Raw genomic sequence first — 22,409 nt, 5'->3', positions numbered from 1 at the left:
GACAATCCGCGCCATTCGCCCTTTCTTGTTCGCACGCGGGAGGAGGATTCGCATAAATGAGCAAGCCGAAGATACTGGTAACGCGCCGCTGGCCCGAAGCCGTTGAGAAAAAACTCGCCGAGACCTATGACGTAACGTTCAACGAGAACGACAAGCCGATGTCCAAGGACGCTATGCGTCAAGCCTTGATGGAGTACGACGCCGTCTGCCCGACCGTCTCCGACAGCGTGGACTCCTCCGTGCTCGACGTCACCGACCCCAAGGCGAAGATCATCGCAAGCTACGGCGTCGGCTACAGCCATATCGACACGGACGCCGCCAAAAAGGCTGGCATTGTCGTGACCAATACGCCGGAAGTCCTCTCCGAATGCACCGCCGATCTTGCCATGACGCTGATGCTGATGGCCGCGCGCCGCGCCGGCGAAGGTGAGCGCGAACTGCGCGCCGGAAACTGGACCGGCTGGCGACCCACACACATGATCGGCACCAAGATTTCCGGCGGAACCTTCGGCGTCCTCGGCTTTGGTCGCATCGGCCAGGAAGCCGCAAAACGGGCCCATCACGGCTTCGGAATGAAGGTGATCTATTACGACGCCTTCCCCGTTTCACCGGAAAAGGCGGCGGCGACCAAGGCCGAGCCCCGCGATTCCATCGAAGCCGTCCTCAAGGAAGCCGACGTCGTCTCGCTCCACATGCCGGGCGGCAAGGAGAACTACCATCTCATCAATGCCGAGCGGCTCGCCATGATGAAGCCGACCGCGATCCTCGTGAATTCCGCGCGCGGCGAGGTCGTCGATGCGAAGGCCCTCGCCGACGCTCTCAACAACGGAACGATCGCTGGCGCCGGCCTCGACGTGTTCGAAGGTGAGCCGACGATCCCGCCACCGCTTCTCGAAACCAACGCTGTCATGCTCCCCCATCTCGGCTCGGCGACCAAATGGACGCGCGATGCCATGGGCTGGCGCGTGATGGACAATCTCGAAGCCTTCTTCGCCGGCAAGGAACCCGGCGATCGAGTGGCCTGAAACGCATGTCCGAAACGCAGGATCAGGGCCCGGACCCTTCGCTTCGCGCCGATGCAGAGGCGATCTTCCAGCGCGCGGTCGAGGCCGCCGATCCGGCGAACGCGGTCGAGGCAGCGCTTCGTGACCGTCATGCACAAATCCTCGATGCGAAGGCGATCGTCCTCATCGCCTTTGGCAAGGCCGCGACCCAGATGGCCGAGGCCGCCCTTCCCTACGTACAGGACAAGCTGAAGGCCGGCGTTGCGGTCACCACGCAGGATGCAGCCAAGGTCATCGCCGGGGTAGACACCTATGTCGGCGGTCATCCGACCCCGACGGAGGGCAGCGAAAAGGGCGCCGAAGCCATTGAGGCGGCCGCCGACAGCGCCGAAGAGGGCGATCTCGTTCTCGTCCTCGTTTCGGGCGGCGGATCGGCGCTTCTGACCGCGCCCGCCGAGGGTTTGACGCTTGAGGACAAGATTGCCGTCAACGACGCGCTTCTTGGCTGCGGCGCGCCGATCGACGAGATCAATACCGTCCGCCGCAAGCTCTCGCGTCTGAAAGGAGGCGGGCTTCTCAAGCGAGCCGCACCGGCCCGCGTGCTCTCCCTTATCCTTTCCGATGTGCCGGGCGACGATCCCAAATCGGTTGCCTCCGGCCCGAGCGTTCCTCCCGCCGATATGCCGGAAGCCGCCCTTGACATCGTTCAGCGTTACGGGATCGAGGACCGGATCCCCGAAGCCGCCCTCGCCCGCTTGCGGGGAACGAGCGAAGACCAGGACTTTTCGTCTCAGGAATTCGAGACCGTCATCGTCGGCTCAAACAGTCTCAGCTGCGATGCGGCGGAAGCCGCCGCGGAAGAGTTGGGCTATGTGACCGATCGCGTGGATGGCTGGCTCGACGGCGACGTCGCCGATGCGGCTCAGCGCCTCCGAGAACTCCTGCGCAACCATTCCTCTGGCGGAAAGCCCATTGCCATCATCGCGGGCGGTGAAACCACCGTCGTTCTGAGGGGCGGCGGTACTGGCGGCCGAAATCAGGAAATGGCGATGCGTTTCGCCATGCTCGCCGAGGCCGAGCCGATCAGCGGCGACTGGGTCTTCCTATCCGGCGGCACCGACGGCCGGGACGGTCCCACCAATGCAGCGGGTGCGATCGTCGATCGAGAGACCCTCGACAGGATGCGTCAATCGGGTCTCGATCCGGAGGCCAAGCTGGCTGACAACGACTCTAATCCTGCGCTAGAGGCCGCTGACGCCCTCGTTAAGACTGGTGCGACGGGCACCAACGTTGCGGACGTCCAGGTGATCCTGCTGCGGTAGCCGCAACAAACTCGCCTCTGCTCGATCGAGCCACGATCTGCGCCAAGAGGTGGCGCGCTATTCCTCGCCATGCTCCCGCGCTGCCTTCTTCTCGGCCTTCTCCCTACGCCGTTTTTGCCGCTTCTCGATCTCGTACGGGTTCTTCCAGACCTGATAGTAGAGAAGCAACGCAAGGCCGATGAGTACGACGAGCGGCTCGAGAAGACCGTACCATTGAGTCATCGCGGCTCTCCCGTCATGGGTTGCGAAGCCTTTTTCGACGAAGCCCGCTGTTTTCGAAGCGCTTGGCGAAACGACTTACCCACAGCCGGAACATAGCGCTGTTCCCCACCTTGTCTGCGTCCGCCCCCATGCCCTAAGTCGTACCCGGCACAGGAGACCGGATATGCTCGAAATCGTCGAACAGCTTGAAGAGAAGCGCGTGGAGGCGCGGCTCGGCGGAGGGCAGAAGCGGATCGACAAGCAGCACGAGAAGGGCAAGCTGACGGCTCGCGAGCGGCTGGACGTCCTGCTCGATCCAGGCTCGTTCGAGGAATACGACACCTTCAAGACCCACCGTGCCACCGATTTCGGCATGGCCAGGCAGCAATATCCGGGCGATGGCGTCGTCACCGGCTGGGGCACGATCAACGGCCGGCCGACCTACGTCTTTTCCCAGGATTTCACGGTCTTCGGCGGCTCTCTCTCGGAAACCCATGCCGAGAAGATCTGCAAGGTGATGGATCTTGCCGTCCAGAACGGCATTCCGCTGATCGGCCTCAACGATTCCGGTGGCGCGCGCATTCAGGAGGGTGTCGCCTCGCTCGGCGGCTATGCCGAGGTGTTCTGGCGCAATGTGCAAGCCTCGGGCGTCGTGCCGCAGATTTCCGTCATCATGGGTCCCTGCGCGGGCGGTGCGGTCTATTCGCCGGCGATGACGGACTTCACCTATATGGTCCGCGACACATCCTACATGTTCGTCACCGGGCCGGACGTCGTGAAGACCGTCACCGGCGAGGTGGTGACGGCCGAGGAGCTCGGCGGCGCGACCACCCACACGAAGAAAAGCTCCGTCGCGGATGCCGCCTTCGACAACGACGTCGAGGCCCTCATGGAGGTGCGCCGGCTCTTCGATTTCCTGCCGTCCTCGTCGCGCGAGACCGCGCCGACCCTCGACGTCCACGACGATCCGAACCGGCTGGAGAACTCGCTCGACACCCTCGTTCCGGACAATGCGAACACGCCCTACGATATGCGCGAGGTAATCGAAAAGATCGCCGACGAGGGCGACTTTCTAGAAATCCAGAAGGATTTTGCCGGCAATATCCTGATCGGCTTCATCCGGATGAACGGCCAGTCCATTGGCGTTATCGCCAACCAGCCCATGGTTCTCGCCGGCTGCCTCGACATTGATTCCTCCCGCAAGGCCGCTCGCTTCGTGCGTTTCTGCGACGCCTTCAATATCCCGATCCTGACGCTGGTCGACGTGCCCGGCTTCCTGCCGGGCGTTTCGCAGGAGTATGGCGGCATCATCAAGCATGGCGCCAAGCTGCTCTTCGCCTACGCCCAGGCGACCGTGCCGAAGGTCACCGTCATCACCCGCAAGGCCTATGGCGGCGCATACGACGTGATGGCCTCCAAACACATCCGCGCCGACGTCAACTATGCTTGGCCCTCCGCCCAGATCGCGGTGATGGGCGCGAAGGGCGCGGCCGAGATCATCCATCGCAAGGATGCCGGCGACGCGGAGAAGCTCGCAGCCCACACCAAGGAATACGAGGATCGCTTCGCCAACCCCTTCATCGCCGCCCAGCGCGGCTTCATCGACGAGGTGATCATGCCGCATTCCACGCGGCGACGGGTGCTGCGGGCTTTGGAGATCCTGAAGACGAAGGACGTGCCGGAGCCGATGCGCAAGCACGACAATATTCCGCTGTGATCGCTGCGCGCACCATGGTCTCAAGGGCGGCATCCTGCCAAGGACGGCGCAACCAGTCGATCATCCAACCCATGCGAGACCGCTGATGCCCAAGCTCCCGCCTATGACCAAGCATCGCGGCTTTCCATCCGGCCTTCCCGGCACCGGCTTCCAGTTTACCGTGCGCCGGGCAAACCCCAAGGGCGCGACGAAGATCATCGAGCGCAAGCGTTTCCACGACCGCACCTCGACCGAAAAGCTCGCCGACACCGCCTTTCTCCATGCTGTCTGGCACATGTTCGGCAACGAGCCCTTCGAGCGCGGCAATCTCGATGCGGGACGCATCTCCTGGCTTTTCAACCGTGAGATCGTACCCGCCGAACACCCGTTCGATCCGCAATCCTACGAAGCCCTGCTGCGCGTCGACGAAACCGTCGCGCGCAAGACGCACCCCGACGCCTTTCAGGACATTCTCGAAGTATGACGAAGCCTCCCTTTTCCAAAATCCTCATCGCCAACCGGGGCGAGATCGCCTGCCGGGTCATGAAGACCGCGAAGGAGATGGGCATCGCTACCGTGGCGGTCTATTCGGATGCGGATCGGGACGCCGTCCATACGCGGATGGCGGACGAGGCGGTGCATATCGGGCCGGCGCAGGCGAACCAATCCTATCTGGTGGCGGACCGGATCATCGCGGCCTGCAGTGAAACGGGCGCCGAGGCGGTGCATCCGGGCTATGGCTTCCTGTCTGAGAACGCCAAGTTCTGCGAGGCGCTGGAAGCGGCCGGGATCACCTTCATCGGGCCGAAGTCCAAGGCCATCAAGGCGATGGGCGACAAGATCACCTCCAAGGAGATCGCAGCGGACGCGGGCGTTTCCACCGTGCCCGGCCATATGGGCCTGATTGGGGACGCGGACGAAGCCGCCAGGATCGCCGCCGAAATCGGCTATCCGGTGATGATCAAGGCATCCGCCGGCGGTGGCGGCAAGGGCATGCGCATCGCCTGGGACGACGAGGAGGCCAAGGAAGGCTTCGCGCGCTCCAAATCCGAGGCCGCGTCCTCCTTTGGCGACGACCGCATCTTCATCGAGAAGTTCGTCGAGGAGCCCCGGCACATCGAGATCCAGGTGCTGGCGGACGCACACGGCAATTGCATCTATCTCAACGAACGCGAATGCTCGATCCAGCGGCGCAACCAGAAGGTCATCGAGGAAGCCCCCTCGCCCTTCCTCGACGAGGAGACGCGGCAAAAGATGGGCGAGCAGGCGGTGGCGCTGGCGAAAGCCGTCGAGTACCAGAGCGCGGGCACGGTCGAGTTCATCGTCGACAAGAACCGCAATTTCTACTTTCTCGAAATGAACACGCGGCTGCAGGTGGAGCATCCGGTGACGGAGCTGATCACCGGCGTCGATCTCGTCGCCGAGATGATCAGGGTCGCGGCGGGCGAAAAGCTGTCGCTGACCCAGGGCGATATCGGCATCAAGGGCTGGGCGATCGAATCCCGCATCTATGCAGAGAATCCTTATCGCGGCTTCCTGCCCTCGACCGGCCGCCTCACGCGCTACCGTCCGCCGCAGGAAGGCAAGGCGAAGGACGGCACGATCATTCGCAACGACACGGGCGTCACCGAAGGCTCGGCGATCTCGATGTTCTACGATCCGATGATCGCCAAGCTCTGTACCTGGGGCGAGACGCGCGACGACGCGGTGGCCGCGATGTCGGACGCGCTCGACGCCTTCGTCGTCGACGGGATCGAGCACAACGTACCCTTCCTCGCCGCCATCATGCGCCATCCGCGCTGGCAGTCGGGCGAGATTTCGACCGGCTTCATTGCCGAGGAGTACCCGGACGGCTTCGAGAACGTCGAACCCGACGCCGAGACCTTCACCCGCATGGCGGTGGCAGCAACGCTGATGGCCCAGCGCGCGACCCGCCTGCCGACCGATGCCAGCGGCCAACGTCTCGAGAAGCTCTTGCCGCCACAGGGCGATTTCACCCGCACCGTCATGGTGCCCCTCGGCGAAGGCGAGCGCACGGTGTCGATCACCGAAGGCGACGTCTCGATCGACGGCGCGGCTCCGGCTGAGGCCGAGATCGCATGGCAGCCCGGCGATCTCACGGCCGAACTTACCTTCGGCGGACGCACGAGCATCTACCGAGTCAACGCGATTACCTCCGGCTACCGCCTGCGCGGCGCGGGCTTCGATGTCGCGCTCAAGGTCTATCCACCCCATGTCGCGCCGCTCGCGAGGCTCATGCCGGAAAAGCTGCCGCCGGACCTTTCGAAGTTCCTCATCTCCCCCATGCCCGCGGTCGTCATGACGCTGTCGGCAAGGCAAGGCGATCAGGTCCACGAGGGTCAGATCCTCGCGGTGATCGAAGCCATGAAGATGGAAAACGTGCTAAGAGCAGAGCGCAGCGGCACGGTTTCGAAGGTCGCCGTCTCGGAGGGAGACAGCCTCGCGGTGGACGACGTCATCATGGAGTTCGAGTGACATGGGCGACAAAGCGGCAACCGATCTCGACCTCAACGCGGCCCCGGCCAGCGACGCACCTTCATGGGATGAGATCGCGAAGAAGGAGCTGAAGGGCCGCGACGTCCTCGATCTGTCGACGAAGACGCCCGACGGCCTGACGATCAAGCCGCTCTATGGCCCGGAAGACCTTCCCGAAGGCGTCGGCGAAGCCCTGCCGGGCGTCGCACCGTTCATGCGGGGGCCTCGCGCCACCATGTATGCCGGCCAGCCCTGGACGATCCGCCAATATGCCGGCTTCTCGACGGCCGAGGAGTCCAACGCCTTCTACCGGCGCAACCTTGCGGCCGGGCAGAAGGGCCTGTCCGTCGCCTTCGATCTCGCCACTCATCGCGGCTATGATTCCGATCACCCGCGCGTTGCCGGCGATGTCGGCAAGGCGGGCGTCGCGATCGACAGCGTCGAGGATATGAAGATCCTCTTCGACGAGATCCCGCTCGATCAGATGAGCGTGTCGATGACCATGAACGGCGCGGTCATCCCGACGCTCGCAATGTTCATCGTCGCAGCCGAAGAACAGGGCGTCGAAAAGAAAAAGCTCACCGGGACCATCCAGAACGACATCCTGAAGGAGTTCATGGTCCGCAACACCTATATCTATCCGCCCGAGCCCTCGATGCGGATCGTCGCGGACATCATCGCCTATACCGCTGCCGAGATGCCGAAGTTCAACTCGATTTCGATCTCCGGCTACCACATGCAGGAGGCCGGGGCGACGACCGCCCAGGAACTCGCCTACACCCTCGCCGATGGCATGGAATATGTGCGGGCCGCCATGGCGCGCGGGCTCGACGTCGACAAATTTGCCCCGCGCCTCTCCTTCTTCTTCTGCATCGGCATGGACTTCTTCAAGGAGGTCGCGAAACTCCGCGCCGCCCGCATGCTCTGGGCGAAGATCATGGAAGATTTCGGCGCGACCGACGACCGCTCGAAGATGCTGCGCACCCACTGCCAGACATCCGGCGTGTCGCTCACCGAGCAGGACCCCTACAACAACATCGTCCGCACGGCCTACGAGGCGCTGTCGGCGGTGCTCGGTGGCACCCAGTCGTTGCACACCAACGGCTTCGACGAGGCGATCGCCCTGCCGACGGACTTTTCGGCCCGCATCGCCCGCAACACCCAGCTCATCCTCCAGCACGAGACCGGCGTCACCCGCACGGTCGATCCGCTCGGCGGCTCCTATTACGTCGAGGCGCTGACCAAGGACCTCGCCGACAAGGCGCTGGAGCTGATCGAGGAGATCGAACAGGCCGGCGGCATGACCAAGGCCGTCGAGGCCGGCATTCCGAAATCGCGCATCGAGGAATCCGCCGCCGCCCGGCAGGCCCGTATCGACCGGGGCGAGGATGTGGTCGTCGGCGTCAACCGCTATCGGTTGGAAAACGAGGACGCGATCGACTTCCTCGTCGTCGACACCGAGGACGTCCGCAAGAGCCAGATCAAGCGCCTGAAGAAAGTACGCGAGACGCGCTCGAAGAGCGAGTGCGAGGCGGCGCTCTCGAAGCTCGAAGACCTCGCCCGCTCCGGCGAGGGCAACCTCTTGGAAGCCGCCGTCGAGGCCGCCCGCAAGCGTGCCTCTCTCGGAGAAATCTCGACCGCTATGGAGCAGGGCTTCGGCGGCCGGCACGTGGCCACCCACACCCTCAACAAGGGCGTCTATGCCGATGCCTATCACGGCGATCCGGAATACGACGTGCTCAAAAAGCGCATTGCCGAGCATGTCGAGACGACCGGCAAAACGCCGAGGGTGCTCGTCGCCAAGCTCGGCCAGGACGGGCATGATCGCGGCGCAAAGGTCATCGCCTCGGCCTTCTCCGATCTCGGTTTTGACGTGGAACTGTCCGACCTCTTCGCGACCCCGCAGGATGCCGCCAAGCGCGCTTCGGAACTCGGCGTCGACGTCGTCGGCGTCTCGACGCTTGCCGCCGGTCATCTGACGCTGGTACCGCAGCTGATCGAGGAACTGAAGACGATCGGCAAAGAGGACATACAGGTCGTCTGCGGCGGCGTCATCCCGGCCCGCGACTACGAACCCCTCTTCGAGGCCGGCGTCGCCGAAGTCTTCGGCCCCGGCACCAACGTCCTCGATGCCGGCCGCTCCCTCCTCGGCATCATCCAGGGAGAACGCCGCAATACGCGCGTGCCGTTGCGGGAACAGAAAAAAGCCTGATCCGTAGAATCGCGTGACCCGCGCAAAACCGCTCGTTCCGTTCCATTACGCACGACGGTTCGGTCTCAGTCCTTTAATTTGCCGTAGGTCCACGGCACTTAGATCTCTCCAGGTGCCCCTTTCACAAGTTGATGCCGGCTGTAGATCGCGAAATAGGCGATGAAGAGCGCGTAGACGATCGCAGCGCGGAGAACGGCGCGCGGATCGACCAGCAGACCTGCGATGGTCGCGATCAGGGCGAGGACAAGGGCGATGCCGGACGTCAACATGCCGCCAGGCGTGCGATAGGGGCGCTTCAGCTCCGGCTCGGCGAGGCGCAGCTTGATGTGCGAGGCCATCATCATGACGTAGGAGATCGTCGCGCCGAAAACGGCGACGAGGATGAGCAGGTCGCCCTGGCCCGTCAGCGACAGGATGAAGCCGATGATGCCGGGAATGATCAGCGCCAGATACGGCGATTGCCGCCTGTTCGTCAGCGAGAGCACTTTTGGCAGGTAACCGGCGCGCGACATGGCGAAAACCAGCCGCGAGTAGCCGTATATGATCGAGAAGAAGCTCGCGATCAGCCCCGCAAGGCCGACGAAGTTGACGAAGCGCGAGACGAGGGTCGGCTCGCCGTAGGCGTTCGGCGCTTCGAGCGCCGCGACCAGCGGATTGCCGCTGTCCTGCAAAACGGATGAACCGGCACCGCCCGCACCGAAGACAAGGATCAATCCCGCCGTCAGGAGAAGGACTGATATACCGCCGATGAGGCCACGCGGCAGGTCGCGATCGGGATCGGCGGTCTCTTCGGCCGCCAGCGGCACGCCCTCAATGGCGAGGAAAAACCAGATGCCGTAGGGAATCGCCGCCCAGATGCCGACATAGCCGAAGGGCAGAAAAGTGCTCGCCCCAACGGCGTCAGTCGCTGCGATGTCGAAGAGGTTGTTCGTGTCGAAATGCGGGATCATCGCGATGACGAAGACGATCAAAGCCAGGACGGCGAGCGCGGTGATCACGAAGATCAGCCGCAGCGCCTCGCCCGCGCCATTGATGTGGATGCCGAGGAAGACCGCATAGAAGGCGAGATAGACAGGCCAGCCGTCGATGCCGAAGAGCGAGCCGCAATAGGACCCGATGAAGACGGCGATCGCCGCTGGCGCGATGGCGTATTCGATGAGGATCGCGATCCCGCAAAGAAACCCGCCCCAAGGCCCAAAGGCGCGCCGGGCAAAGCCGTAACCCCCGCCGGCGGTCGGCGCGATGGTCGCAAGTTCGGCGAGCGAGAAGCACATGCAGACATACATCGTCGCCATCAAAAGCGTCGCGATGAGGAGCCCGCCCCAGCCGCCATACTGCAGGCCGAAGTTCCAGCCGGCGAAGTCGCCGGAGACGACATAAGCGACGCCAAGTCCCACGAGGAGCAGCCAACCGGCCGCTCCGCGCTTCAATTGACGTTCCGCAAAATAGTCTGTGCCTGAACCGGAAATATCGCTGCCGTCCGCCATAATTTGTCCTTCGGGTTTGCCGGTACGGGCCCGGCCGAGCCGGACAACGGCGGCAGGCTTAGAGTTGGTCAGTCTTCAATCTGTTTTGGCCCGTCTCGCTTGGTGACACCGGAATAGCCGCGGTCCACCGCTTTCCTGATGAGATCAGCGATCTTGCGCGCAGCGTCCTGCGGCTTCAGCCCGCCGTCGCGAATGTTGGAAACGCAGAAGCGCTCGGAGTCCGCCGTATCCTCGCGGGGCTTATGGGTGAAATAAGCGCCGAGGGAGTCGGCAGCCGAGAGGCCCGGCCTTTCACCGATGAAGACGAGGACGTTCTCGGAGGAGAGCGCCACCGCCACCTTGTCGCCGAGCGCGACCCGCGCGCCCGTGGCGATGACGAGGCTCATCCCCACGTCGCATACGGTCTTCAACGCCTCGACCGTCGCGGCGGCGTTGAGGTTGACGGCGGTGGCCGAAAGGCCGTCCGCGATCAGGATGACGAGTTCTCCGCCGGCCTCGGTTTCAAGTTCATGCCGGTCGTCGACATCGAGCAGCTTCCCAAGATCGGGACGCGCGAGATAATTCGTGCGGTCGCCGGTCTGGCTCTTAACCACGATCGGTTCGAAGCCCAGACTTTTGAACGAGGCTTTCAGGCCCTCGACATCCAGTTCGGAATAAACCGCATCACGCGCCATGGCGTGGTCGAGTTCGAATTTGAGATTGGGCCTCGTAGGCAAGCCGGAGCGGGCGCGACCGAGCGCGATCCGCGCATCGGTCCGGTCCTTCAGTCTGGTGAGCATGTCGGGTGAGGAGACGAGCGCAGGCAAAAGCGCATCGTCTGTTTTCTCACTGTCGCTCATGAGGCCTCCAGCAGCTTTTCGACGCCGTCGATCGCATCTGCGAGCGCCTGCGGCGCGGGCGTCAGCATGCCGGTCTCGTCCATCATGCCCTGGCGCATCATCCAGTCGAGGAATTCCGGTGCCGGCTTCAAGCCCATGGTCTCGCGGGCATAGGCGAGATCATGATGCGAAAGGCTCTGATAGTTGAGCATGATGTCGTCTGCCCCGGGCACCGTGATGACGAAGTTGACCCCAGCGGCAGCGAGCAGCGTCAACAAGACGTCCATATCGTTCTGATCAGCCTCGGCATGGTTCGTATAGCAAACGTCGACACCCATCGGCAGACCCATAAGCTTGCCGCAGAAATGATCCTCCAGTCCCGCCCTGATGATTTGCCGACCGTCGAACAGATATTCCGGACCGATGAAGCCGACCACCGTGTTGACCAGGAGACAATCGAAGGCGCGCGCGATCGCATAGGTCCGGCACTCCATCGTCTGCTGATCGACGCCGTGATGGGCTTCTGCGGAAAGCTCGGTGCCTTGACCGGTCTCGAAATAGAAGCAGTCGGCGCCGATCGTACCACGCTTCAAGCCCTTCGCCGCCTCCTCCGCCTCGTGCAGGATTTCGAGCGAAACGCCGAAAGAACGGTTCGCCTTGGCAGACCCTGCTATTGACTGAAAGACCAGATCGACCGGCGCTCCAGCTTCAATCGCCTCTATCGCCGTCGTCACATGGCCAAGGCAGCAGGTCTGCGTGGCGATCTCGTAGCGTGAGCGCACATCGTCGAGGATGCGACAGACGCGGGTATAGTCTTCGACACTGTCGGTCGCCGGATTGACGCCAAGAACAGCATCGCCCGAGCCCATGACGAGACCGTCGACGAGACTCGCCGCGATGCCGAAACTGTCATCGGTCGGGTCGTTCGGTTGATTGCGCGCCGAAAGCCGCCCCGGCAGCCCGATGGTCGAGCGAAATTTTTTCACCACCTTGCGCCGGGCGGCGATCGCGATGAGGTCCTGATTGCGCATCAGCTTGGAGACCGCCGCGACCATTTCCGGCGTCAGCGCATAGGTCAGCCGCTCCAGCTCCTCGGGTTCGGCGGCAAGCAGGTGCTCGCGCAACTCTCCGACGGTGAGAGAGGAGATGCGACGAAAGGCGACCTCGTCCAGCTGCCTGGCGATGAGATCGGACACCCAGTCGTCCACCTCGGGCATCAGTTCCAGCCCTGCGAAGACCTTGAGCGGCATGTCGGCGAGGCAGTGCTGGGCCGCAACCCGTTCCAGCGCACTCGTCGCCGCGATCTCCGCCAGATGATCGCCGGAGCGTTCGGGCGAGGCCTTGGCAAGGAGGGTCCTCAGATCGGCAAAGCTCCATGTCTGCCCCGCCACGGACGTCTTCAGCGCCATCGTCCGGCTCCACGCTCGGTGATAAAACCAGTCTCGAGCAGGAGTGGAAACGCAACGGCATGAAAACACAAGGGGGAAATGCGCGTCCGAAGACGCAACGAAGGGCAATGCGCTCTGGTCGCGAACAGTTGAACGGTGTCGGGTCGCTGGACTTCAAAGGGCCGTAACCTCGTCTTAAGTCCGTTTGTGAGAAGTTTTGCAACCATTACAAGGCTGTGCGGCACCGGGCGGGGTTCCCAGGACGCCGAGCACGGCCAGATACGCGAAACCCATCAGGATCGCTCGACCCGCATGACGCTCATCTCTTGGTCCCCCCGTCTCTGGCTCGTTGCCTCTCTGGTCGCCGCGAGTGCGAACTCGGCCTCCTCCCAAACGGTACCAATCCCCGCCGATCGCCCCGGCAAGACCGATCGCATCGTCACGGGCTCGACCCAAGCTGCCGCCAGCCCGCCGCGCGGCTCGAACGAGAACATCGATCCATGGCGTTTCGGCCGCGAGGTGACCGCGCCGGCCAACCCGCTGATGAACCGCGCGGTCGCGCCCTCGTTGCCGTCCTCTGCCGGCGCCTTTGCCGCCTCGCTCGCGGCCGGCAGCGCGCGGCAGGGCCAGCTCGCGCCCATGCGCGGCGAGTTGAAGGAAGGTCTGCAAGCGCTCTCCGACCGCGACGGAACAAGGGCCCGCCGCATTCGGGAGGGCCTGCGCCCCGGTTCCCTGGACCGAAAGATTCTCGCCTGGGCAATCGCACTTTCAGGCCAAGACGACGTGCCCTCGTACGAGATCGCAGCCGCCGCCAGTGAACTCTCCGACTGGCCTGGTATGACCACCCTTCGCGAAAACAGCGAGAAGGCGCTTTGGCGCGAGAAGCAGCCGCCTTCGCAGGTGTTGCGCGCCTTCGCCGGCAGCAAGCCAGAAACACCGGAGGGTGCGATGGCGCTGGCCCGCGCCTATCAGGAAAGCAATCAGGGCGGCCAGGCCCGCAGCGTGATCCAGACGCTTTGGCACGTGGAAATTCTCGACAAGGGCACGGAACGCGACGTCCTTTCAAACTTCGGTTCGCTGCTGACTCGCGACGACCATCGCCACCGTATGGCGATGCTGCTCTATCGCGATCGTATCGCGGACGCTGACCGGGTCCGCAATCTCGCTGAAGCGACGACACTGTTTCGTGCCTGGTCCGCGGCGCTGCGAGGCGAGCGCAATGCCGGCACGTTGCTTGCTCAGGTGCCGGCCGATCAGCGAGCGACAAGCTATCAACTCGCCCTCGCCGAACACTACCGCAAGCATGATCGGCTGCAGGAAGCTGCGCAGATCCTCCTTAATTCCCCACGCGATCCGCGTGTCCTGATCAATCCTGACGCCTGGTGGAACGAGCGCCGCATCGTCGCCCGCGATCTTCTCGATGCCGGCAATCCGAGACTCGCCTACCAGATTGCAGCGGGGCATTCGGCACAGGACGATGTCGAGCGCGCCGAAGCCGAATTCCATGCCGGCTGGATCGCATTGCGCTTCCTGAAGGATCCCGGCACAGCGCACCGACACTTTGAGAAGATTCTCTCGGTCTCGTCGAAGCCGATCTCGCTCGGTCGCGGTTATTACTGGCTCGGCCGCGCCGCCGAGGCGGGCGGAGGCGGAAACGCCTCGAGCTACTACAATCAGGCCGCGCGCCACTCGACCACTTTCTACGGTCAGCTTGCGCTTGCAAAGCTTGGCCGCTCACCGGGGCAGATTGCCTATCCGAACCCGAGCAATGCCGAACGTCAGCGCTTTTCCTCGCGGGAGGCCGTCCAGGCGATCAATCGCCTGGAGCAGATCGGCTCCGACTGGCGGGCGGACATCCTCTACCGCGACCTAGCCCGCGAGCTCGATAGCCCGGGTGAACTCGCGCTTCTGGCGGTAATGGCCGAGCGTCGTGGCAACCATAACCTGTCATTGACGGTCGGCAAGCTCGCCAGCTATCGCGGCGTCGACGCCCCGGCGCTCGCCTATCCGATCGGTGTCATCCCGGCGAACGCCAACATCTCGGCGGCGGGCAAGGCGCTCGCCTATTCGATCGCGCGGCAGGAAAGCGCGTTCAATCCGCGGGCGCGTTCGGGCGCTGGCGCACTCGGCCTGTTGCAGCTGATGCCCGGCACGGCGCGAGGCGTCGCCGGCCGTCTGGGCCTGCCCTATTCCGAGGCTCGCCTCCTCTCCGATCCCGGCTACAATGCCACGCTGGGTGCCCGCTTCCTCGGCGAGCAGATCGCTGACTTCGGCGGCTCCTACGTCCTCACCTTCGCAGCCTACAACGCCGGCCCACGTCGGGCGAAGGAATGGATCGAACGGTTCGGGGATCCGCGCGGCAAGCCCCTCGAGGAGGTGATCGACTGGGTCGAGCGCATTCCGTTCGGCGAGACGCGCTCCTACGTCCAGCGCATTCTGGAAAACTACCAGATCTATAAGGTCCGCCTCGGCGCCCCGTTCTCGATCGAAAAGGATTTAAGGTTCGGCCGGAACGGGTAAGAACCCCGCGATTTGTCATCATCGGGCTCCGTCCCGAAGATCCAGCCTGCGCTGAACCCTCGGCACTTGCGTCTCACTAGGGAAAGAGAACCTTCGGCCGACATCGCACTCGATACTCGGCACGGTGGCCGAGTATGACGGAGGAGAGCCGAGAGCCTACCGCCCGAACGCCTCCACAAATCGCGGCGCACATTCCGCCACCGCCGCCAGCGAATAACCGCCTTCCTGCACGATGACCGTCGGCAGGTTCACACCGCCTACGAGTTCACCGATCCGCGAATAGGCCTCCTCTGTCACCGAGAGTCGGGAGAGCGGATCGTCCTTGTGCGCGTCCCAGCCGGCGGAGACGACGAGGGCTTCGGCACCGAACGCCGTCGCAGCATCGATCAGCCGCTCGACGCCTGTAATGATCGCATGATTGTCCGCCTTGAAAGCAAGCGGGATGTTGAGGTTGCAGCCCTCGCCCCCCTCGCGCCCCGTCTCGTCCGCATAGCCAAAGAAATGCGGATAATATTCGCTTGTCTCGGTGTGGACCGAGCCCACGAAGACGTCGCCGCGATCGTAGAAGATGGCCTGCGTGCCGTCGCCGTGGTGGGTATCGAAATCGATGATCGCGACCTTGCCGTATTTCGATCGAAGCCGCTGGGCGGCAATCGCGGCATTGTTGAAGAAACAGAAGCCGTTCGCGCGGTCAGGATAGGCGTGGTGACCTGGAGGCCGGCAGAGGGCGTAGGCAGCGGGCTGACCGCCAAGCACGATATCCGCCGCCGTGGCGGCGGTCATGGCGGACTCGTAGATCGCCTCGAACGTGCGCTCGCCCATCGCGCAGGAAAGATCGCCGATATACCAGCCCGTTTGTCCGAGGATGCCGGTGGTGCGCGGCGCCGGCCTGGCTCCGAGGGACGAGGCCCCGGCATGATAGGGATGAACGTTCGGCAGCACTTCCGGCCCTGCGTTCCTCAGTGCCTGAAATCGGCTCCAGGCCCCGCGCAGGAAGTCGACGTAATGCCCCGCATGAACCGCCGTGATGGCCTCCACACCGACATCCTCCGGCTGGCGATGGGTCAGCCCCATGCCGGTCAATCGCTCGCGCAGCGTTTCGGCCCTGTTTGGGTTTTCGAGCGGCGTTACGAGCCGGCCGTGCACACCGTATTGCTGCGGCCGATGCACGAGTTGCGTTTCCGAAAAGACGATATCCATTATGGGCCCTCGCTTCTGTCGCTCCAGAACCTGTGAGGCCGGAAGGCCAATTCCAGGCGGGATGCCTCTCGTGCTGAAGGAGTCCGCTATGGAACCGGAGACTTGAGACGCGCGGGCAGAATTCGGCAGCCGGCATTGCATCCGACCGGTGCTGCGATATCCTCATTCCTCGCATCCCAATTCGAAAACGAGAACGGTTTCAGGGAGGAAACCTCGATCATGACGAAACGGACAACCCCGATCGCGGTCGCGGTCGCCATTGCTCTCGGCGGCATCACAGGGCTCTCCAACGCGGCCAGCGCGCAGGAACAGAACCTCATCTTCGGCACGGGCGGTACGTCCGGCTCATACTATCCGATCGGCGGCGCATTGAAGGGCGTCTTCGAGGAATCAGATCAGGTCGGCGACGTGCAGGTGGTCTCCACCGGCGCTTCGGTCGCCAACATCCAGAACATCCAGGACGGCCTCAACCAGATCGCCATCGTCATGAGCGACGTCGCCTACGACGCGGTCGAGGGCACCGGCCAGTTCGAGGGCAATCCGGTCGATCTCAAGGCGATCGCCGGTCTTTACCCCAACGTCGTCCAGATCGTCGCGACCGGCGACAGCGGCATCACGTCTGTTGCCGATCTCGAAGGCAAGCGGATCGGCGTCGGCAAGGTCGGCTCGGGCGTCGAGCAGAGCGCCCAGAAGGTGCTGGAGGCCGCCGGCCTGACCTATGACGACATGGCCCGCGTCACGCACACGGGATATGCCGACTCTGTGACCGAGATGAACAACGGCACGCTGGACGCCGCCTTCTTTACCTCAGGGGTGCCGAACTCCTCGATCACGGGGCTGATGCAGTCCTCCGAGGTCACCTTCGTGCCTGTTGAGGGCGACATCGCCTCCAAGCTGCTCGAAAGCTATCCGTTCTACGTCAACTACGAGATCCCGGCGAACGACGACGCGGCCTATAGCATTGAAAGCGCCGTCCAGACGGTCGCGATCCGCAACATGCTGGTGGTTCCGGGCTCGATGGACGAGGCGCTCGCCGGCGAACTTGCGAAGCGCTTCAGCGACTATCTGCAGTCGGGTTCGGTCTCGGTGAGCGCCCTCACCCAATTCGATCCGGCGACGATGGATGAGGGCCTCGTTGCCCCCGTTCATCCGGGCGCCCAGAGCTTCTACGATTCCGGCTCGGGCGAAGGGGCCGCTTCGGGAAGCGGTGACGGAGCCGCATCTCAAGAAGCCGAGAGCGGTGAGGCTGCCACGCAATAAGGCTGCATCGATCGCGCCCGATGGCACGGTTCGACGCCTTTACGGTAAACATCGCGGCGGCTCTCACCGCTGCGATGTTTCTTTTCGTATTGACGCCGGCAGTCGCCCGAGACGCTGCCCCCTTCTCGCTGGTCATCGCGAACGAAGAGACTGAACTTTATCGCTTTCCGGCCCGCCCGGACGATCGCTTCACCCTCGCATGGATCCATTCCGTCGAGCATGAGACTTGGGAAGAAACCTTCCGGATCACCAATGCCGGCGCGATCGAAATTCATTCGACCCGATTCAAGACCTTCGGCGCTGGCGTGCCGTCCGATGGCGCCGATACCACGCGCATCGAGAATGGCTGGGTGATCATGGACGGCATCGACCGTACCGTCGATCCGCTCGCAGTTCTGGCGACACCGAAAGAGGACTATCGGCTGCACTGGAACGATGAAGATTACGATCTGACGCCGGATGACACCCCGCACGTGCTGACATTCGTGATCGTTCCGGCGTTGCCGTGACAATTTTTGCAATAGCAGTTCGCTCTGCTCTACCACTGTCTTGTGAGCATGCGGTTGGGAGTCTGAAAACGTGGCGAGCGATCCGAACGGGACCACGACGCGGTCCGATGTCCCCTCTGACACTGCCGTCGATCGCGAAACGCTGGAAAAATACGACCGCGAGAGCGCGTTCCGGCACTCTCTGCCGAAGCCGATCGCGCTGGTCGTCACAGTGCTCTGCGTCGCCCTTGCCGCCTTCCACCTCTATACCTCGGTCTCCGGCCCGCTGGTCGACGTTGCCCAACGCTCGATCCATCTCTACACGCTGCTCGGCCTTACCTTCATCCTCTATCCGCTGACGAAGTCGGGCCCCCGGGATCGTCTTCCGATCTACGACTGGATCACCGCCGCAGCTGCCTTCGCGATCCTCGTCTACATGCTGGTTGTGGCGGACCGGGTGATCGCGTCCGGCGGGCGGATCACGATGACCGATGCCGTCATCGGCCTCGTCGCCATCCTCCTCGTCATCGACGCCTCGCGGCGCGTCACGGGTTGGGGGCTTACGATCCTGTGCGTGATCTTCCTCGCCTACGGTTTTTACGCCAAGCTCGCCTTCTACAATCAGCTGAACGAAGCGATTGTGCTGGCCACCTTCAAACAAGTGATCGCGCATCTCGTCTACATCACCGAGGGACTGCTCGGCACCGCGATCGGCGTCTCGGCGAGCTACATCATTCTTTTCATCCTGTTCGGTGCGTTTCTCGGCAAATCCGGCCTTGGCCAGCTTTTTAACGATCTAGCGCTCGCGGTCGCGGGCCATTCAAAGGGCGGACCGGCCAAGGTAGCGGTGATCGCCTCCGGCTTTCTCGGCTCGATCAACGGCTCGGCCATCGCCAATGTCGTGACCACCGGGGCATTCACGATCCCGCTCATGAAAAAGACCGGCTACAAGCCGAATTTTGCGGGCGCGGTCGAAGCCTCGGCAAGCGTCGGCGGGCAGATCCTGCCGCCGATCATGGGCGCGGCCGCCTTCATCATGGCCGAGGTTCTGTCGGTCCCTTACACACAGATCATCCTCGCCGGCATCATCCCTGCCCTGCTCTACTATCTCGGCGTCCTCGCTCAGGTGCACCTGCGCGCCCTGCGCAACGAGCTCGAAGGCATTCCGCGCTCTCAGCTGACGCCGGTGAAACAGGTGATGGCCGAGCGCGGCCATCTACTGGTGCCGATGGTCGTGCTGCTGTGGCTTCTCTTCGAAGGCTACGCGCCGTTCTACGCGGCCTTCTGGTCGATCGCGGCGACGGTGCTCGTATGCGGTACCATGCCGGTCGTCGTCTTTACCGCCGCGCTCTCTGCGCTGCTCATCCTCGAACCGCAGATCATGGCGATCGTCTCGGGCTACCAGATACCGGGGTTCCGGACCAGCCGCTGGCTTCTCGTCGTGATGGTCGTCGTACCGATCCTCGTCAACATCGCGCGAAGGCGGATTGGGCCGATCCTCGAAACCATGGATTTCACGAGCCTGCGGGATGCGATGGAGGACGGCGTGCGCTCCTCCATTCCCGTTGCAATGGCCTGCGGCGCGGTCGGCATCATCGTCGGAGTAGCGACCCTCACGGGCATCGCGCTCGAGGCGGCCGATGCCGTCGTCGAACTCGGCAACGCCATCCCCTATGACACGCTCCAGCTGCTTGCGACACTGTTCCTGACGATGGTCGCCTCGATCGTCCTCGGAATGGGGCTGCCGTCGATTCCTACCTACATCATCACTTCGACGATGGCAGCGCCGATCCTCCTCAACCTACCGCTGTTTCAGGAGTTGGCGGGATCGAATGCGACGGCGATCTTCGTCGCACATATGTTCGTCTTCTATTTCGGCATTTTCGCCAACCTCACCCCTCCGGTGGCCCTTGCGGCCTATGCCGGAGCCGGCATTTCCGGCGGCGATCCGAACGCCACCGGAGTCCAGGCGATGAAGCTGGCGCTCGCGGGCTTCATCGTGCCTTACATGTTCGTCTTCTCCCACGCGATGCTGATGATCGATGCGACGGTGACGAACATCCTCTGGGTGCTGGTGACGAGCATCTGCGGCGTCCTCCTGCTCGCCGTCGCCGCCGAGGGCTATTTCCGCCGCCCGCTCCCGATCTGGCTCAGGCTGGTTGCACTCGCTGGAGCCCTGGCGCTCATCTATCCGGGCTTGATCACCGATCTCATCGGCGCCGCCGCGATCGTTGCCCTGATCCTGATCGAAGGCGCGAAACCTACGAGCAAAGCAGAAAAAGCAAAGAGTGCGCCGGCTGGATAGAAAGGCCGCATCTCATTGTTTGTGGTGTTGCAGTGCGAGCGATCGCCAAGCCGTCCTCAGGCGTTTTCCGGCGACGCACGCGAGGTGTAGCCGCCTTGGTGCCATGCTGTGCCGGAGACGGAATAGATCAACGTCGCGGACCATGTAAGCGCCATGAAGCCGCCGAGCGACTGCATCATATTGATGATCCGGATCGGCCCCGTCACGGTGATGTCCGTATAGCCCAAAGTCACGAAGTTGGTGCCTGAGAAGTAGATCAGGTCGGCCCAGCTACCCGAATAACTTCCGCCGAAGTTCCCCAAAGAATCAAACGTCAACAGAGCGGCGAAAACCAATGCGAAGGCGAAAATTTCGACGAGATGCAGGGCGAACAGCCCGGCGAATGTTACCAGCACCGCCACGTGCCCATTCGCTTCTGCATGAGGCGTGATCCGGATGATCGTCAGGACGCCGAAGTGATGGACGATACCAAGGCAAAGGATGAGGCCGATGCCAATGAGGAGCGCGAACAAGGTCATCGCTCGTGACATTGCCTCAGCGACGCCGAAAGCAAGCTCAAGGATCCTTGCCGCCTAAGAGCTTGCCTCAGACAGGCTTTGGCAACCCAACGAAAACCCTTATGCCCTCGGCATAATTGGTCCGGTCTTTTCGATGGTCTTCTGAAGCGTCGGAATTGCCCGGAGCCGCTCCCAATAGGCTGTGACTTTCGGATGAGGCTGGAGCACACCGGCATATTCGGACATGGCGAGGAGATATGAGATCTGGATGTCTGCGAGCATCAGCTTCTCGCCCATTAGAAAACGACGGTTCTCCAGCGTATCGCCGAGATAGGCCATGATCGCCGCGAACTCGTCTCTCATCTTCGGTTCGATCTCGCCTCCATTGCGCTTTGCCCAGAACGCCGCGATCACCGAGCGCGCCATCGAACCTTCCACGAAGTCCAGCCATTCGTCATGATGGGCGTGGGCATGTGTGCCTGGCTCGGGCGAGTGACGGTTCTCGCCGTACCGCCCGTCGATATAGCGAAGGATCGCCGCCGACTCGGCGAGCACGAGATCGCCGTCCTCGATGACCGGCGCCTTGCCGAGAGGATGTTTCGCCTTCAGTTCCGGCGGGGCACGGTAGGCTTCAGTCCGATCGTAGTTCTTCAGTTCATAGGTCTGGCCAAGCTCTTCCAGAAGCCAGACGATGCGGGACCCACGTGAATATTGTAGGCAGTGGACGGTGATCATCGGCGACGCACTCCAGTCGAAACGAATTCAGCGGGTTTCATAACGGTCGGCCCGGGCACGGCTCGCGCCCAAGGCGATGCTGGCCAGTATGGCGGAGGCGATCGCGTTCCAGCCGGCGAAGGAAAGGCCGAGGAACCGGCCCGCCGCCTCGTCGCACGAGGGTGCGCGAACGGCGTCGATCGTCGCCAGAAGGTCCCCGCCCATCAGATCGCCGGCGGCGCCCGCGCTGGCGCATTCGACCGGGCCTGGCCAATAGCCCCATTCGACACCGGCATGGAAGACGGCGAGATATAGCGACCATAGCATCAACAGGCCGAGCCCGATCAAGAGCCCCCGTACGAGGACCGGCTTGGCCCTGCCGCCGGCCGCGACCATCGCTGCCAGCGCGACCGGAATGGCGACATAATATGGGATGCGCTGCTCCAGACAAAGCGCGCAGGGAATATAGCCGCCGACATATTGGAACAGCAGAGCGGACCCCACAGTGATCGTCGTTCCGATGAGCAAAATCGTGGCGGCGGCACTCTGGCGAAAGCCCGTGGGCCGGGTGAGGAATGGCATCGCGGTAGGCGTCCTTGCAGTCTGGTGGCGCCGGCATTCCAGCAGGTGCCGAAGAGCGCAGAACCGTTATCAGAGGATCGGCATGGTTACGAGTTGGTATGCGTTAACGAAGCTTTAAGAATTTCGGTCGATATTGAGTGAACAAGGGCAAGGGACGCACCCGAGCGGTTGGGGAACCGTAGAGGTGCGTTGCGGAGGATTGGAACCTCCGCCTTGGGG

General features: G+C 63.1%; 18 protein-coding genes. 10 read left to right on the top strand and 8 right to left on the bottom strand.

Going from position 1 to position 22,409, the window contains the following annotated elements; translation table 11 throughout:
• Nucleotides 1-56 precede the first annotated feature (56 nt).
• Both FP2506_RS00310 and FP2506_RS00305 read left to right on the top strand, forming a co-directional pair.
• Nucleotides 57-1,025, top strand: coding sequence for a 2-hydroxyacid dehydrogenase (locus FP2506_RS00310; protein WP_007065329.1), 969 nt, complete (start codon nt 57-59; stop codon nt 1,023-1,025).
• A 5-nt stretch (nt 1,026-1,030) separates the two neighbouring features.
• On the top strand, nt 1,031-2,326 hold the full coding sequence (locus FP2506_RS00305; protein ID WP_007065328.1) for a glycerate kinase type-2 family protein: 1,296 nt from the start codon (nt 1,031-1,033) through the stop codon (nt 2,324-2,326).
• A 57-nt stretch (nt 2,327-2,383) separates the two neighbouring features.
• On the opposite strand, the gene FP2506_RS18870 is transcribed toward FP2506_RS00305, so the two are convergent.
• Nucleotides 2,384-2,548 (bottom strand): hypothetical protein, encoded by a 165-nt coding sequence (locus FP2506_RS18870; RefSeq protein ID WP_007065327.1) that lies wholly within the window; start codon nt 2,546-2,548, stop codon nt 2,384-2,386.
• 163 nt (nt 2,549-2,711) lie between these two features.
• Here FP2506_RS18870 and FP2506_RS00300 point away from each other — a divergent pair, with 163 nt between their 5' ends.
• The 4 genes from FP2506_RS00300 (at nt 2,712) to scpA (ending at nt 8,931) form a co-directional block, all read left to right on the top strand.
• On the top strand, nt 2,712-4,244 hold the full coding sequence (locus tag FP2506_RS00300; RefSeq protein ID WP_007065326.1) for an acyl-CoA carboxylase subunit beta: 1,533 nt from the start codon (nt 2,712-2,714) through the stop codon (nt 4,242-4,244).
• 85 nt (nt 4,245-4,329) lie between these two features.
• Entirely contained in the window at nt 4,330-4,707 is a 378-nt protein-coding gene (locus tag FP2506_RS00295) for a hypothetical protein (RefSeq protein ID WP_148227417.1), read from the top strand.
• Nucleotides 4,704-6,719, top strand: a complete 2,016-nt coding sequence (locus FP2506_RS00290) for an acetyl-CoA carboxylase biotin carboxylase subunit (RefSeq protein WP_007065324.1) — start codon at nt 4,704-4,706, stop codon at nt 6,717-6,719. Before FP2506_RS00295 ends, FP2506_RS00290 begins: the two co-directional genes overlap by 4 nt.
• 1 nt (nt 6,720) lies before the next feature.
• Complete coding sequence (gene scpA, locus FP2506_RS00285; protein WP_007065323.1) at nt 6,721-8,931, top strand: methylmalonyl-CoA mutase; 2,211 nt, start codon at nt 6,721-6,723, stop codon at nt 8,929-8,931.
• A 98-nt stretch (nt 8,932-9,029) separates the two neighbouring features.
• On the opposite strand, the gene eat is transcribed toward scpA, so the two are convergent.
• From eat to FP2506_RS00270, 3 genes are all read right to left on the bottom strand, one after another.
• Entirely contained in the window at nt 9,030-10,418 is a 1,389-nt protein-coding gene (eat, locus tag FP2506_RS00280) for an ethanolamine permease (RefSeq protein WP_007065322.1), read from the bottom strand.
• A 68-nt stretch (nt 10,419-10,486) separates the two neighbouring features.
• Nucleotides 10,487-11,257: an ethanolamine ammonia-lyase subunit EutC gene (gene eutC / locus FP2506_RS00275; protein ID WP_007065321.1), complete on the bottom strand. Its 771-nt coding sequence runs from the start codon at nt 11,255-11,257 to the stop codon at nt 10,487-10,489.
• Entirely contained in the window at nt 11,254-12,645 is a 1,392-nt protein-coding gene (locus FP2506_RS00270; RefSeq protein WP_007065320.1) for an ethanolamine ammonia-lyase subunit EutB, read from the bottom strand. The genes eutC and FP2506_RS00270 overlap by 4 nt, the downstream gene beginning before the upstream one ends.
• A 291-nt stretch (nt 12,646-12,936) precedes the next feature.
• Between FP2506_RS00270 and FP2506_RS00265 the strand changes: the two genes are divergently transcribed.
• Complete coding sequence (locus FP2506_RS00265; RefSeq protein ID WP_007065319.1) at nt 12,937-15,144, top strand: lytic transglycosylase domain-containing protein; 2,208 nt, start codon at nt 12,937-12,939, stop codon at nt 15,142-15,144.
• Nucleotides 15,145-15,300: 156 nt separating this feature from the next.
• Here FP2506_RS00265 and FP2506_RS00260 read toward each other — a convergent pair whose 3' ends face one another.
• A complete protein-coding gene (locus FP2506_RS00260; RefSeq protein WP_007065318.1) occupies nt 15,301-16,344 on the bottom strand; it encodes a histone deacetylase family protein in 1,044 nt (347 codons plus the stop codon).
• 219 nt (nt 16,345-16,563) lie between these two features.
• On the opposite strand from FP2506_RS00260, the gene FP2506_RS00255 reads away from it, so the two are divergent.
• The 3 genes from FP2506_RS00255 to FP2506_RS00245 all read left to right on the top strand — a co-directional run bounded on the left by FP2506_RS00255 (nt 16,564) and on the right by FP2506_RS00245 (nt 20,397).
• On the top strand, nt 16,564-17,604 hold the full coding sequence (locus FP2506_RS00255; protein ID WP_148227416.1) for a TAXI family TRAP transporter solute-binding subunit: 1,041 nt from the start codon (nt 16,564-16,566) through the stop codon (nt 17,602-17,604).
• Nucleotides 17,605-17,624: 20 nt separating this feature from the next.
• A complete protein-coding gene (locus FP2506_RS00250; protein ID WP_007065316.1) occupies nt 17,625-18,113 on the top strand; it encodes a DUF1850 domain-containing protein in 489 nt (162 codons plus the stop codon).
• 70 nt (nt 18,114-18,183) lie between these two features.
• Nucleotides 18,184-20,397, top strand: a complete 2,214-nt coding sequence (locus FP2506_RS00245) for a TRAP transporter permease (protein WP_007065315.1) — start codon at nt 18,184-18,186, stop codon at nt 20,395-20,397.
• Between the two features lie 56 nt (nt 20,398-20,453).
• Here the strand turns inward: FP2506_RS00245 and FP2506_RS00240 are convergent, their stop codons facing one another.
• From FP2506_RS00240 to FP2506_RS00230, 3 genes are all read right to left on the bottom strand, one after another.
• On the bottom strand, nt 20,454-20,915 hold the full coding sequence (locus FP2506_RS00240; protein WP_007065314.1) for an ion channel: 462 nt from the start codon (nt 20,913-20,915) through the stop codon (nt 20,454-20,456).
• A gap of 99 nt (nt 20,916-21,014) precedes the next feature.
• On the bottom strand, nt 21,015-21,629 hold the full coding sequence (locus FP2506_RS00235) for a glutathione S-transferase family protein (protein ID WP_007065313.1): 615 nt from the start codon (nt 21,627-21,629) through the stop codon (nt 21,015-21,017).
• A gap of 27 nt (nt 21,630-21,656) precedes the next feature.
• Nucleotides 21,657-22,190, bottom strand: coding sequence for a disulfide bond formation protein B (locus FP2506_RS00230; protein ID WP_007065312.1), 534 nt, complete (start codon nt 22,188-22,190; stop codon nt 21,657-21,659).
• Between the last annotated feature and the right edge of the window lie 219 nt (nt 22,191-22,409).

It is taken from the genome of Fulvimarina pelagi HTCC2506 (assembly GCF_000153705.1).
In the GTDB taxonomy this organism is placed as follows: domain Bacteria; phylum Pseudomonadota; class Alphaproteobacteria; order Rhizobiales; family Rhizobiaceae; genus Fulvimarina; species Fulvimarina pelagi.
The sequence above is the reverse complement of the archived record's forward strand: the minus strand, read 5'-3'. Positions and strand labels throughout refer to the sequence as shown.